Raw genomic sequence first — 12,489 nt, forward strand, 5'->3', positions numbered from 1 at the left:
CCGGGATGGGCGGCAACGTCACCGACAAGCTCGTGCAGGCGGCATACATCGTCTCGGCCGTGCTCTTCGTGCTCTCCCTCGCCGGGCTCTCGAAGCACGAGAAGGCCAAGGAGGGCAACGCGTTCGGCGTGACGGGCATGGTCATCGCGCTCGTCGCGACCATCTGGCTGGCGGTCTCGCGCTCCGACCACGGCGGCCTGACCCTCCTGCTGATCCTCGTCGCCATGGCGATCGGCGCGTCGATCGGGCTGTGGCGCGCCCGGGTCGTCGAGATGACCCAGATGCCCGAGCTGGTCGCGATGCTGCACTCGTTCGTCGGCCTGGCCGCGGTGCTCGTCGGGTTCAACTCGTTCGGCTCGACCAGCGGTGCCGACGCGGCCGGCGGCTCGGACACCATCCACCTGGTCGAGGTGTTCGTCGGTGTCTTCATCGGCGCCGTGACCTTCACCGGGTCGATCGTCGCGTTCCTCAAGCTGAGCGCCCGGATCAAGTCCTCGCCCCTCATGCTGCCGGCCCGGCACTGGCTCAACCTCGCGGCACTGGTCGTGTCGGCGGCGCTGCTGGTCTGGTTCGTCCAGTCGCACTCGGTCATCCCGCTGCTGCTGATGACCGTGGTCGCGTTCGCCTTCGGCTGGCACCTGGTCGCCTCGATCGGCGGCGGCGACATGCCGGTCGTCGTCTCGATGCTCAACAGCTACTCGGGATGGGCTGCGGCAGCAGCCGGCTTCATGCTCGGCAACGACCTGCTCATCGTCACCGGTGCGCTCGTCGGGTCCTCCGGTGCGATCCTCAGCTACATCATGTGCAAGGCGATGAACCGCTCCTTCTTCTCGGTGATCGCGGGCGGCTTCGGCCAGGAGGCCTCGGTCAGCGACGACACCGACTACGGCGAGCACCGCGAGACGGTCGCCGCCGACGTGGCCGAGCTGCTGCGCGACGCCAGCACGGTGGTGATCACGCCGGGCTACGGCATGGCCGTCGCGCAGGCGCAGTACCCGGTCGCCGAGCTCACGTCGCAGCTGCGCAAGAAGGGTGTCAACGTCAGGTTCGGGATCCACCCGGTCGCGGGTCGGCTGCCCGGCCACATGAACGTGCTGCTGGCCGAGGCGAAGGTGCCCTACGACATCGTCCTCGAGATGGACGAGATCAACGGCGACCTGCCCGACACCGACGTGGTGCTCGTCATCGGAGCCAACGACACGGTGAACCCGTCAGCATCCGAGGACCCCGGCAGCCCGATCGCCGGCATGCCGGTGCTCGAGGTCTGGAAGGCACGCAACGTGGTCGTCTTCAAGCGCTCGATGGCGACCGGCTATGCGGGAGTGCAGAACCCGTTGTTCTTCAAGGAGAACAGCCAGATGCTCTTCGGCGACGCGAAGGACCGGGTCGAGGACATCATCAAGGCGCTCTGACCTCCCGGCCGCGCGCGAGTTTGAGGGATCGGGAGGACGCAGGCGCGTCGGATCCCTCAAACTCGCGGGCGCCGTGATCAGGCGGGGGGCGGGTGGCCCTGGTCGGCGACGACGCAGAACTCGTTGCCCTCCGGGTCGGCCATCACCTGCCACCAGCTGTCGATCGCCTCGAGCAGGTCGGTCACGGGAGCGCCGACTCGCCTACCGCCCAACGCCTCCAGCCGTTCCACCAGCGCGGGGACGCCGAGCTCCAACGGCGGGTGCACGTCAACGTGCATGCGGTTCTTGCCGGCTGCCCTCCCCTCCGGCACGCGCTGCAGGATGAACACCGGGCCGGGCGGCTCGCCCTCGTGAGGTCGCAGCACCTCGAACTCGGGGAGCGAGAAGGTGGACTCGTAGCCGAGCGCCGCCTCCCAGAACGGCACCAGCCCGGGCAGGTCGTTGACGTCGAGCACCACCGAGAGTCGCATGGCGCGAGTATGCCGCGTCGTCGCGGTCCGCGGGCCCGCACGAGGGGCGCGCACGGGCGGGTGGGGTGGTCAGTCGCTGGGTGTCCGGTCGCGGTAGGCGCTCGGCGTCGTGCCGACGAGTGCGGCGAAGTCGCGGGCGAACTGGTTCTGGTCGTACCACCCGGCCGAGGCTGCGAGGTCTGCCAGCGACCCGGCATACCCGTCGTCGAGGGTGGCGACCGCGTCGTGGAGGCGACGTCGGGCGACCATCCACTTGGGGCCGACGCCCACGTAGCGGCGCAACAGCCGTTGCAGCGCGCGGACCGAGATCCCACACCGCGCGGCGAGGTCGTCGACCCGCGTGAGCGACGGGTCCTGGAGGTGTCGCACCACCTCGGTCACCTGGCGGTAGCCGGGGTCGGGCTCGCGGGCGCCAGCCAGGGTCTCGACCAGCCGGCAGAGAGCCTCAGCAGAGGCGTGCGCGTCCAGCGGCAGGTCGACGAGTGCCTCCCAGCCCGGCACGAGACCTGCGGCGGGGGCGCTGCGGTCGGTGAGGTCGGCGGCGGCGACACCGGTCAGCGCGGTGAACCCGCCGGGGTGGAACTTCACCCCGACCACGCCACCGCGTCCACGGCACACCGCGTCGAACCGCTGGGTCATGACTCCGGTCACCCAGACCCCGGGTTCGTGCGCAGCGTCGCGGTCGACCTGCCCGCGCTCCACGGTGAGGCTGGCCGACGGGTGCGGCACGATCGAGTTGACGTGCTCGACCCCGTCCGGGAGGTCCCACGAGACCGACCACACGCGCTCCACCCACGGCGCTGCGCCGGGTGTCGGCGGGCACTCGTCGAAGGTGACGTGGCGGGCCATCTCCTCGGGGCGCAGCACCCCCTTCAACGCCGGGGTCCGGCCTGTCGTGTTTGTGCTAGTCGACACGAGCCGAGTCTAGGAAGGTCGAAGGAGCAACCACGACCGAACGACACCACGAGTCCCAGGAGGACATCCATGACCGCCAGCCCGACCAAGGCCCCCGCGACCCTGGCCATGACGACCATCGACTGCGCCGACCCGTCCAGCGAGGCGAAGTTCTGGGCTGCGGCCCTGGGCTGGGAGGTCGCCCACGCCGACGGCGACTACGGCATGGTGGTCAACGGCAGCCAGCGGATCGGCTTCGGCCGGGTCGAGGGCTGGAAGGCACCCGGGTGGCCGAACACCTCCGGCACCAAGCAGTTCCACTTCGACCTCGCCGTCGACGACCTGGCCCAGGCCGAGGCAGCGCTGACCGAGCTCGGCGCGACCCGCGCGGAGCCGCAGCCCTCGGAGGACTGGGTGGTGCTGCACGACCCCGACGGCCACCCGTTCTGCCTCACCAAGGCAGCCAACTGGGGCTAGGTGCTGGTCAGGCTGGGGAGCTCGCCCTCCTTGGGCTTCCCGGTCAGCCGGCTGTTGTGCATGGAGTAGGCGAAGTAGATGACGAACCCGAGCGCCATCCAGGCCAGGAACCGGATCCAGGTCTCGATCGACAGGTTGAGCATGAGGTAGACCGAGGCGACGGCGGCGAAGATCGGCAGGACCGGTGACAGCGGGACGGTGAACGAGCGCTTGAGGTCGGGCCGCTTGCGGCGCAGGATCGGCACGGCGATCGAGACGAGGGTGAAGGCGGCCAGCGTGCCGATGTTCACCATCTCCTCCAGGTCGATGTGGTTTCCGAGGTACGACCCGATGAAGGCGACGACCAGCCCGACGACGATGGTGATCCGCACCGGGGTGCCGGTCCTGGGGTTGGTGCGCCCGAACGACGGGGGGAGCAGCCAGTCGCGGCACATCGCGAACAGCACCCGGGTGGCCCCGATGATCAGCGTCATGACCACGGTCGTCAGACCGGCGACAGCACCGCACGAGATGATCGTGCTGTAGCCCGCCTTGCCGACGTCCTTGAAAGCCGTTGCCAGCGCCGCATCGGGGTCGATCTGGTCGTACTTGACCATGCCGGTGATGACGAGGGCGACCGCGACGTAGAGGACCGTGCAGATCACGAGCGAGGCGATGATGCCGATCGGCAGGTCGCGCTGCGGCCTCTTCGCCTCCTCCGCCGTCGTGGCGACGACGTCGAAACCGATGTAGGCGAAGAAGACGATCGACGCGCCCGCGAAGATGCCTCCGAGGCCGTACGTCGTCGGGGTGAAGCCGAAGATCGCCTGGATGAGGGGTTGCTTGATGCCCTCGGTGTCGGCGCCGGCCTTGGCCGGTGGGATGAACGGGGAGTAGTTGGCCGACTTGATGTAGGCGATGCCCGCGACGATGACGAACAGCACGATGAAGAGCTTGATCGCCACGAGGACGAGGTTGACCCGCATCGACTCCTTGATTCCCCAGGCGACGAGGGCCGTGAGGACGGCGATCAGGAGGAACGCCAACAGGTTGAACTGTCCGGCGGGGTTGTCGTCGGTGCGGGGGGCCAGCGCGTCGGGTAGATGGAGGCCCATGTCCCCGAGCAGGAGGTTGGCGTACTGGGACCACCCCTGGGAGACGACCCCGGCGCCGAGCGCGAGCTCGAGCAGGAGGTCCCAGCCGATGATCCACGCGATGATCTCGCCGAGCGAGGCGTAGGAGAACGTGTAGGCGCTGCCCGAGACCGGGACGGTCGAGGCGAACTCCGCGTAGCAGAGCGCCGCCAGGCCACAGACGATCGCGGCCACCACGAACGAGATCGCGATCGACGGCCCGGCGTAGTTCTTGGCGGCCTTGCCGGTGAAGGTGAAGATGCCCGCGCCGATGATGACGCCGATGCCGAAGACCGTGAGGTCCAGCCACGACAGGCTCTTCTTGAGTGCGTAGTCCGGGTCCTCGGTCTCCTTGATCGACTGCTCGATCGACTTGGTCCTCAGCACCGACATCGCGTCGCCTCCTGGGGGGGTGGGGTCAGCCGCAGCGCGGCTCGATCCCGGCCACGCTAGCGCCGGCGCGCCGACCCCGCCCGTCGGGGCGCGGCGTCGGGCACACGACATACCAAGACGTCCGGGCCGGCCCCGCTGGGGCCGACCCGGACGTCGGTGTGCTGGAACGCGGTGTGGCTCAGGCGAGGTCGAAGCGGTCCAGCTCCATGACCTTGGTCCACGCGGCGACGAAGTCGCGCACGAAGCGCTCCTGCGCGTCGCTGCTGGCGTAGACCTCGGCGATCGCGCGCAGCTGCGAGTTCGAGCCGAAGACGAGGTCCACGGCGGTCGCCGTCCAGCGGACGTCACCCGAGGCCAGGTCACGGATCTCGAAGACGTCGGCGTCGGAGGCCGACGCCTTCCACTCCGTGCCTGCTGCCAGCAGGTTGACGAGCACGTCGTTGCTCAGCGCCCCGGCGCGGTCGGTGAGGACACCGTGCGCCGCGTCGGCGGACGTGATCCCGAGCGAGCGCAGGCCAGCGACGAGCACCGTCATCTCGGGCGCGGACAGGCCCAGCATGTAGGCGCGGTCCAGCAGCAGCGTCTCCGGCTGCAGCTTCGCCCCGGGCCGGACGTAGTTGCGGAAACCGTCGGCGCGCGGCTCGAGGACCGCGAACGACTCGACGTCGGTCTGCTCCTGGGACGCGTCGGTGCGCCCTGGGTGGAAGGGGACCGACACCTCGACACCGGCGACCCGCGCCGCCTGCTCGACGGCGGCCACGCCGCCGAGGACGATGAGGTCGGCCAGCGACACCCGCTTGCCGCCGTCCTGGCGCCCGTTGAAGTCGGCCTGCACGCGCTCCAGCGCTTCGAGCGCCCGGGCCAGCTGCTCGGGCTGGTTGACCTCCCAGCCGCGCTGCGGCTCGAGCCGGATGCGGGCACCGTTGGCGCCACCGCGCTTGTCGGTGCTGCGGAACGTGGCCGCCGACGCCCAGGCGGTGCTCGCCAGCTGCGTCACGGTGAGCCCGGAGTCGAGCAGCGCCGTCTTCAGTGCCTCGATGTCGTCCGCGTCGACGAGCTCGTGGTCGACGGCGGGCACCGGGTCCTGCCACAGCTGCGGCTCCGGCACCCAGGGGCCGAGGTAACGCGAGACGGGGCCCATGTCGCGGTGGAGGAGCTTGTACCAGGCCTTGGCGAAGGCCGTGGCGAACTCGTCGGGGTGCTCGAGGAAGCGGCGCGAGATCTTCTCGTAGGCCGGGTCGAACCGCAGCGCCAGGTCGCTGGTCAGCATGGTGGGCCGGCGCTTGGGAGAGTCCGCGGCCGGGCCGGGGATGACCTCCTCGGCGTCCTTGGCGACCCACTGCCAGGCGCCCGCCGGGCTCTTCTCCAGCTCCCACTCGTGGCCGAACAGGAACTCGAAGTAGTCGTTGCTCCACTGCACGGGGGTGCGGGTCCAGGTGACCTCGAGCCCGGAGGTGATGGCGTCCGCGCCCTTGCCGCTGCCGTAGGTGCTGCGCCAGCCGAGGCCCTGCTCCTCGATCGACGCGCCCTCGGGCTCGGGACCGACGAGGCTCGGGTCGCCGGCGCCGTGCGTCTTGCCGAACGTGTGACCGCCGGCGATGAGGGCCACGGTCTCCTCGTCGTTCATCGCCATCCGCCGGAACGTCTCGCGGATGTCGCGGGCCGAGGCGACCGGGTCGGGGTTGCCGTTGGGGCCCTCCGGGTTGACGTAGATCAGGCCCATCTGGACCGCGCCGAGCGAGTCCTCGAGCTGGCGCTCGCCGGTGTAGCGCTCGTCGCCCAGCCAGGTGTCCTCCGGCCCCCAGAAGATCTCCTCGGGCTCCCACACGTCCTCACGGCCGAAGCCGAACCCGAAGGTCTCGAAGCCCATGTCCTCGAGCGCGACGTTGCCCGCGAGCACGAGCAGGTCGGCCCACGAGATGCGCTGGCCGTACTTCTGCTTCACCGGCCAGAGCAGGCGCCGGGCCTTGTCGAGGTTGCCGTTGTCGGGCCAGCTGTTGAGCGGCGCGAACCGCTGGCCACCGTCACCGGCCCCACCGCGGCCGTCGTAGATGCGGTAGGTGCCGGCCGCGTGCCAGCTGAGGCGGATCATGAGACCGCCGTAGTGGCCGAAGTCGGCCGGCCACCAGTCCTGGGAGGTGCGCAGCACCTCGACGACGTCACGCTTGAGCGCCTCGAGGTCGAGCTGCTCGAACTCGCGGCGGTAGTCGAAGTCGCTGCCGAGCGGGTTGCCGCGCGGGCTGTGGGCGTGCAGCACCGACAGGTCGAGGGCGTTGGGCCACCAGTCCTGGAGCTTTCGCGGGCGGCCGCCGGTCTTGGGCTGGGGCGAGTCGAGGGCCGGGTTCTCGCTCTCGCTGCCCTGCGCCGTCGCCGAGTCGTGCATGACCGGGCAGCCGCCCTCGGCCTTGCGGTCCACCCCCTGCGGGCTCTCGGGTGTGCTGGGGTCGTGGCTGTCGGTCATGGGTGCGTCCTTCCGGGCGTTGCGGGTCGTTCCTCGGTGGTGGTGGTCGCGCAGGAGGGGCAGGTGCCCCAGTAGACGACCTCCGCCTCGTCGACCACGAAGCCGTGGTCGTCCGAGGCGGTGAGACAGGGGGCGTGGCCGACGGCGCAGTCGACGTCGGCGATGGCGCCGCACGAGCGGCAGACGACGTGGTGGTGGTTGTCGCCGACACGGGACTCGTAGCGGGCCACGGAGCCGGACGGCTGGATGCGGCGCAGGAGGCGGGCCTCGGTGAGGGCGCGCAGGACGTCGTAGACGGCCTGGTGCGAGACGTCGCCGAGACCGGCGCGGACCGCGCCGATGATCGTGTCGGTGTCGGCGTGCGGGTGGTCGTGCACGGCGGTCAGGACCGCGACCCGGGGTCGGGTCACGCGGAGCTCGGCGCTGCGCAGCAGCTGCTCGATCTCGACCGTCGTGGGCACGGTCCGAGCCTCCCGCATGATCTTGAACGAGTCAAGAAAAGCTCACGACCCGGACCAGGCCCCCCACTTCTGGCCACCTGTGCCGCACAACGGCCCCGAAACCAGGCTCGGACCCACCACCCGTGGCCAGGAGTGGTGGCTAGTCGTCGCCGAGGTCGCGGTGCGGGTCCTGGTCGTGCCGGGGACGAGTGCGGGGGTGTGGGCGCTGGCGCTGGCGGATCGGGATGGGCCCGGTGTCGGCGCTGCGGTCGCGGGCCCGCAGGTCGGGGCTGCGGTAGAGCGAGCCCTGCGACGACGACCCCGGTCGCGGCGGGGCAGTGGGACCGGCGGGGCTGTGGCGCGGGCTGTCCCACCCGTCATACGGGTCGGGCAGGCCGGCTTGCGGCGGCGGAGGCCCGTCGCCCCAGCGGTCGTCGCGCCCGTCGCCGTAGTCGTCGAACGGTGCGTCGAAGAGGTCCTGGTCATGCACGGCGGTGCCGAAGATCTCGGCGCAGATCGCGCGGTAGTGCTCGTCGGGCTGCGGCACCCAGTTGACCTCGCGCAGCGCCTGGTCCTGGCCGGCCGACTCCATGACGAACCGGCCGTAGCCGAGGATCCGTCCCGGCACCGACCGCTCGTAGGACATGTCGGTGACCTTCATCAGCGGCATCATCGACACCTTGCGCGTGATGAACCCGTAGAAGAGCAGCAGGCGCTTGTCGGTCGCCACGAACCAGTCGTGCCGCCACTCCGCGATCCGGTATGCCGTCCGCAGCGCGACCGCGAACCAGAACCACCAGACCAGCGTGCTGACCCACCCGATGGTGGGGTCGATCCTGGCGTCAACCCAGAACGCGAGGATGAGGGCCGCCACCCCGGACAGGACCGGTTCGGCGACCTTGCCCCAGTGCTGGTGCACGGCGGTGACGAGCTGTTCGCCGTCGAGGAGGTAGCGGTCGAGCTCTTCGTGGCGTCGTTCGGAGCCGACCATCGGCCGGACCGTTACCGGCGGCCGAGCAGGGCGTCGAAGAAGTTGCCGACGTTCTTGACGCCGTCGACGAGGATGCCGCCCGAGGTCTTGAGGATGTCGGCCGCCTGGTCGGGCGAGGTGAAGATGGCGTAGGCGATGAACGCGACGAGGACCCAGAGCAGGATCTTCTTGACGCGCTGCATGCTCATCTCCTCGGTCTGGGTGGTGCCGTCCGTGGGCAGGCCGGACGGGCCCGTCGCGGGTCCAGCCTGCCCGAAACCCTTGTCCGAACGGGTGAGGCGCGCCGCGCGTCCTGGCCGCGCGGCATACGGTAACGGCGTCAGACGACGCCGTAGAGGCGGTCACCGGCGTCGCCCAGGCCGGGGACGATGTAGCCCTTCTCGTTGAGCTTCTCGTCCATGGCGCCGGTGACGATGGTGATCGGGATGTCGAGGTCCGACAGCGCTTCCTCGACGTGCTTGACGCCCTCGGGGGCCGCCAGCAGGGTGACCGCGGTGATGTCGTCGGCGCCGCGGTCGGCGAGGTAGCGGATGGCGTCGGCCAGCGTGCCCCCGGTGGCGAGCATGGGGTCGACGACGTAGCACTGCCGGCCCTTGAGGTCGTCGGGCAGCCGGTTCGCGTAGGTGATCGCCTCGAGCGTCTCCTCGTTGCGCTGCATGCCGAGGAAGCCCACCTCGGCGCTCGGCAGGAGCCGCACCATGCCCTCGAGCATGCCGAGCCCGGCGCGCAGGATCGGGACGATGAGGGGCTTGGGGTTCGACAGCTTGATGCCGGTCGTGGGGGCGACCGGGGTCTCGATGTCGAACGGCTCCACGCGCACGTCGCGGGTGGCCTCGTAGGCCAGCAGGGTCACCAGCTCCTCGGCCAGCCGGCGGAAGGTCGGGCTGTCCGTGCGCTTGTCGCGCAGGTAGGTCAGCTTGTGCGTGATGAGCGGGTGGTCGGCAACGTGGACGCGCATAGGCGAAACTTAGCGCGTGACCCCAACGCGCGGACCCTCGGTCGATGAGCGGTATGCCGCGTGGATGGGTATGGCGCTCGACCTCGCCGCGGCCGCGGGGCGCGACGGCGACGTGCCGGTCGGCGCCGTCGTGGTGTCGCCGTCCGGCGAGGTCATCGGCCGGGGCCGCAACCTGCGCGAGGTGCAGGGCGACCCCACCGCGCACGCCGAGGTCGTCGCCCTGCGTGAGGCGGCGCAGGCTCTGGGGGAGTGGCGGCTCGAGGACTGCACGCTCGTCGTGACGCTGGAACCGTGTCCGATGTGCGCCGGGGCCCTGATGCTGGCGCGCATCTCGCGACTGGTGCTGGGGGCGTGGGACCCGAAGCTGGGGGCGACCGGCTCGGTCTGGGACATCGTCCGCGACCGCCGGGCCACCCACCGCGTCGAGGTGGTCGGTGGTGTCCGGTCCTCAGAGTGTTCTCAGGTGCTGCTGGAATTCTTCGAGGGGCACCGCAGCGGCGGCGCCGGCGGTGCCCCGGTCGAGCAGGGAGAGCGTGCGTGAGCGGCATCATCAACAACCTGGTCAACCAGGTCCTGTCCGCGCCGCCCTGGCTGGTCTACCTCATCGTCGCGCTGGTGGTGTTCGCCGAGGACGCCCTGTTCGTGGGGTTCGTGCTGCCCGGCGAGACCCTCGCGATCATCGGTGGTGTGACGGCCAGCCTCGGCCACACGTCGCTGGCGTGGGTGCTGGTCGTCGTCATCCTGGCGGCGGTCATCGGCGACTCGGTGGGCTACGAGATCGGGCGGCTGTTCGGTCCGCGGGTGATGGGGCTCAAGATCCTCGAGCGACGACGAGAGCGGCTCGACTCGGCGCAGGAGTTCCTCCGTCGTCGTGGCGGGTCGGCGGTCTTCCTCGGCCGGTGGACGGCGTTCTTCCGGGCTGTGATGCCGGCGCTCGCTGGGCTGTCGGGGATGCGCTACCGGATCTTCCTGCCCTGGAACGCGATCGGCGGAATCGCCTGGGGCGCAACGGCTGTCACAGCCGGCTATCTCGCGGGGGAGTCGTACCACCGGGTCGAGAAATGGCTTGGCCGTGGTGCCGCCGGGATCGTCGCCCTGATCGTGGTGGTCGCGATCGTGGTCTGGGCGATCCGCCGCCACCGCTCCTCCCCTGAGACTCCGGGGTCGAGGTGATATCCGACCGGAATCCGGTCGGACATCACCTCGACCCGGGGACGGGTCAGGGGGTCTCGGGTGCGGGCGTCTGCTCGGCGGTGACCTTGGGCATCAGCGCCCCGGCGACGACGGTCAGGAGCGCGGCCACCAGGACGCCGTAGAAGACGGCCGAACCTGCATCGGTCGCGGTCGCCGGGTCGGTCTCCGGGCGGCCGGAGCGGGCGATGACGCCGTTGGCGACAGCGCCGAGGACCGCCGCCCCGACAGCGCTGCCGATCGAGCGCGCGAACATGTTGGTCCCGGTCGCGACACCCCGCTCGTGCCACTCGACGCTGGCCTGCGCCGCGATCAGCGAGGGACTGGCGACCAGCCCCATGCCGAGGCCGGTCACGAAGCAGGCCAGGGCGACCACCGCGACCGAGGGGTGCTGCGAGGCCAGGGCGAGGGTCGCGGTGCCGACCACCACGAGCGCCATACCCACGAGGATGGCCGGCCGGAAACCGAACCGGAGATAGAGCAGCCGCCCCGACAAGGTGGCCGCGATCGGCCAGCCGATGGTCAGCGCCGCGAGCGCCAGGCCCCCGACGAGCGGGTCGATGCCGAGGGAGTTCTCGAGGTAGGTGGGGACGAACGAGGTGAGGCCGATGAGGATGACCCCGACGCCGAGCGCCAGCATCGTCGTCGTGGCCAGCAGGCGCCGACTCAGCACCCACAGGGGGAGCACCGGCTCGGCGGCCCGCCGCTCCACGAGGACGAACGCCACGAGGAGCCCCGCGCCGACCCCCAGCACCGCGAGGCTCGTCGGCGACGACCACGCCCAGGCCTGACCACCCTCGAGGATGCCCAGGATGAGCAGTGTCATGGCGACCGTGAGGAGGGTGGCTCCCGGGTAGTCGATGCGGTGCTGCTGGCGCTCGACGCGCTCGTGGAAGTTGCGCGCGATGAGCGCTCCGGCGAGCAGGCAGAGCGGCACGTTGACGAAGAAGATCCAGCGCCAGATGCCGAGCTGGGAGAAGACTCCTCCGAGCGTCGGGCCGACGACGGACGAGACCGCCCAGACGCTGGCGATGTAGCCCTGCGCCTTGGCCCGCTCCGCGACGGTGTAGATGTCGCCCGCGATCGTGATGGCCATCGGCTGCACTGCTCCGGCGCCGAGCCCCTGCACGGCCCGGAAGACGATGAGGGAGGTCATGCTCCACGCGGCGCCACAGAGGACCGACCCGAGGAGGAACAGCCCGATCCCGAAGAGCATCAGCGGCTTGCGGCCCACGATGTCGGCGAGCTTGGCGTAGATCGGGACCGACACCGCCTGGGCCAGCAGGTAGACCGAGAACAGCCACGGGAACTGCGCGAAGCCACCCAGGTCACGGACCACCGACGGCACGGCGGTGGCAAGGATGGTCGCGTCCATCGCGATGAGACCGGTCGAGACCATCAGGGCCAGCAGGATCGGCCCGCGGTCAGAGCGCAGGCCGACGCCGGTGGTGTCCGTCGTGGTGGAGGTCATCTCAGGTTGCAAGTGCAGTGGCAGCCGTTCCATTCCCCGAACGAGACGCACGAGAGGGACCCGACGAGTCCGTCGGGTCCCTCTCGTTGTGGCTGGCGGTGGCGGTGGGATTTGAACCCACGGTGGGCGTTAACCCACACACGCTTTCGAGGCGTGCTCCTTAGGCCGCTCGGACACGCCACCGCGGAGCAGGTTACTAGAGCGGTCGACGGCGACGAA

At 70.4% G+C, this 12,489-nt stretch carries 13 protein-coding genes and 1 tRNA gene; 4 read left to right on the forward strand and 10 right to left on the reverse strand.

Features of this window, described 5'->3' with window-relative positions:
- Nucleotides 1-5: 5 nt before the first annotated feature.
- Nucleotides 6-1,412, forward strand: coding sequence for a Re/Si-specific NAD(P)(+) transhydrogenase subunit beta (gene pntB / locus BLQ34_RS16140; protein ID WP_091787787.1), 1,407 nt, complete (start codon nucleotides 6-8; stop codon nucleotides 1,410-1,412).
- Nucleotides 1,413-1,489: 77 nt separating this feature from the next.
- On the opposite strand, the gene BLQ34_RS16145 is transcribed toward pntB, so the two are convergent.
- The gene (locus tag BLQ34_RS16145) at nucleotides 1,490-1,882 is read right to left on the reverse strand and encodes a VOC family protein (RefSeq protein WP_091787790.1); all 393 of its coding nucleotides are present in this window, start codon (nucleotides 1,880-1,882) and stop codon (nucleotides 1,490-1,492) included.
- Between the two features lie 69 nt (nucleotides 1,883-1,951).
- Nucleotides 1,952-2,797: a helix-turn-helix domain-containing protein gene (locus BLQ34_RS16150; protein ID WP_157693108.1), complete on the reverse strand. Its 846-nt coding sequence runs from the start codon at nucleotides 2,795-2,797 to the stop codon at nucleotides 1,952-1,954.
- 69 nt (nucleotides 2,798-2,866) lie between these two features.
- Here BLQ34_RS16150 and BLQ34_RS16155 point away from each other — a divergent pair, with 69 nt between their 5' ends.
- Nucleotides 2,867-3,253, forward strand: coding sequence for a VOC family protein (locus BLQ34_RS16155; protein ID WP_091787796.1), 387 nt, complete (start codon nucleotides 2,867-2,869; stop codon nucleotides 3,251-3,253).
- Here BLQ34_RS16155 and BLQ34_RS16160 read toward each other — a convergent pair.
- The 6 genes from BLQ34_RS16160 to upp form a co-directional block, all read right to left on the reverse strand.
- A complete protein-coding gene (locus tag BLQ34_RS16160; protein ID WP_091787799.1) occupies nucleotides 3,250-4,758 on the reverse strand; it encodes an amino acid permease in 1,509 nt (502 codons plus the stop codon). The two genes, BLQ34_RS16155 and BLQ34_RS16160, sit on opposite strands and share 4 nt — an antisense overlap.
- A 178-nt stretch (nucleotides 4,759-4,936) precedes the next feature.
- On the reverse strand, nucleotides 4,937-7,219 hold the full coding sequence (gene katG, locus BLQ34_RS16165) for a catalase/peroxidase HPI (protein WP_091787802.1): 2,283 nt from the start codon (nucleotides 7,217-7,219) through the stop codon (nucleotides 4,937-4,939).
- On the reverse strand, nucleotides 7,216-7,698 hold the full coding sequence (locus BLQ34_RS16170; RefSeq protein ID WP_407946372.1) for a Fur family transcriptional regulator: 483 nt from the start codon (nucleotides 7,696-7,698) through the stop codon (nucleotides 7,216-7,218). The genes katG and BLQ34_RS16170 overlap by 4 nt, the downstream gene beginning before the upstream one ends.
- A gap of 121 nt (nucleotides 7,699-7,819) precedes the next feature.
- Entirely contained in the window at nucleotides 7,820-8,650 is an 831-nt protein-coding gene (locus tag BLQ34_RS16175) for a PH domain-containing protein (protein ID WP_091787805.1), read from the reverse strand.
- 11 nt (nucleotides 8,651-8,661) lie between these two features.
- On the reverse strand, nucleotides 8,662-8,832 hold the full coding sequence (locus tag BLQ34_RS19050) for a hypothetical protein (protein ID WP_172829417.1): 171 nt from the start codon (nucleotides 8,830-8,832) through the stop codon (nucleotides 8,662-8,664).
- A 137-nt stretch (nucleotides 8,833-8,969) separates the two neighbouring features.
- Nucleotides 8,970-9,608 carry a uracil phosphoribosyltransferase gene (gene upp, locus BLQ34_RS16180; protein WP_091787809.1) on the reverse strand — a complete coding sequence of 213 codons (639 nt, stop codon included), beginning with the start codon at nucleotides 9,606-9,608 and terminating at the stop codon, nucleotides 8,970-8,972.
- A gap of 64 nt (nucleotides 9,609-9,672) precedes the next feature.
- On the opposite strand from upp, the gene BLQ34_RS16185 reads away from it, so the two are divergent.
- Nucleotides 9,673-10,149 (forward strand): nucleoside deaminase, encoded by a 477-nt coding sequence (locus tag BLQ34_RS16185; RefSeq protein ID WP_091787812.1) that lies wholly within the window; start codon nucleotides 9,673-9,675, stop codon nucleotides 10,147-10,149.
- Nucleotides 10,146-10,781, forward strand: a complete 636-nt coding sequence (locus BLQ34_RS16190; protein ID WP_197674725.1) for a DedA family protein — start codon at nucleotides 10,146-10,148, stop codon at nucleotides 10,779-10,781. Before BLQ34_RS16185 ends, BLQ34_RS16190 begins: the two co-directional genes overlap by 4 nt.
- A gap of 46 nt (nucleotides 10,782-10,827) precedes the next feature.
- Here BLQ34_RS16190 and BLQ34_RS16195 read toward each other — a convergent pair whose 3' ends face one another.
- Nucleotides 10,828-12,270, reverse strand: a complete 1,443-nt coding sequence (locus tag BLQ34_RS16195) for an MDR family MFS transporter (protein WP_091787815.1) — start codon at nucleotides 12,268-12,270, stop codon at nucleotides 10,828-10,830.
- A gap of 93 nt (nucleotides 12,271-12,363) precedes the next feature.
- Nucleotides 12,364-12,453: transfer RNA gene (locus BLQ34_RS16200), tRNA-Ser, on the reverse strand.
- Nucleotides 12,454-12,489: the final 36 nt, after the last annotated feature.

Source organism: Pedococcus dokdonensis (assembly GCF_900104525.1).
Classification (GTDB): domain Bacteria; phylum Actinomycetota; class Actinomycetes; order Actinomycetales; family Dermatophilaceae; genus Pedococcus; species Pedococcus dokdonensis.

Excerpts from the sequence above, each read along its gene's own strand:
- BLQ34_RS16185 (WP_091787812.1), top strand. The coding sequence starts at position 9,673 with ATGGGTATGGCGCTCGACCTCGCCGCGGCCGCGGGGCGCGACGGCGAC.
- katG (WP_091787802.1), bottom strand. The coding sequence starts at position 7,219 with ATGACCGACAGCCACGACCCCAGCACACCCGAGAGCCCGCAGGGGGTG.
- BLQ34_RS16175 (WP_091787805.1), bottom strand. The coding sequence starts at position 8,650 with ATGGTCGGCTCCGAACGACGCCACGAAGAGCTCGACCGCTACCTCCTC.
- pntB (WP_091787787.1), top strand. The coding sequence starts at position 6 with ATGGGCGGCAACGTCACCGACAAGCTCGTGCAGGCGGCATACATCGTC.
- BLQ34_RS16170 (WP_407946372.1), bottom strand. The coding sequence starts at position 7,698 with ATGCGGGAGGCTCGGACCGTGCCCACGACGGTCGAGATCGAGCAGCTG.
- upp (WP_091787809.1), bottom strand. The coding sequence starts at position 9,608 with ATGCGCGTCCACGTTGCCGACCACCCGCTCATCACGCACAAGCTGACC.
- BLQ34_RS16155 (WP_091787796.1), top strand. The coding sequence starts at position 2,867 with ATGACCGCCAGCCCGACCAAGGCCCCCGCGACCCTGGCCATGACGACC.
- BLQ34_RS16160 (WP_091787799.1), bottom strand. The coding sequence starts at position 4,758 with ATGTCGGTGCTGAGGACCAAGTCGATCGAGCAGTCGATCAAGGAGACC.
- BLQ34_RS16195 (WP_091787815.1), bottom strand. The coding sequence starts at position 12,270 with ATGACCTCCACCACGACGGACACCACCGGCGTCGGCCTGCGCTCTGAC.
- BLQ34_RS16145 (WP_091787790.1), bottom strand. The coding sequence starts at position 1,882 with ATGCGACTCTCGGTGGTGCTCGACGTCAACGACCTGCCCGGGCTGGTG.
- BLQ34_RS19050 (WP_172829417.1), bottom strand. The coding sequence starts at position 8,832 with ATGCAGCGCGTCAAGAAGATCCTGCTCTGGGTCCTCGTCGCGTTCATC.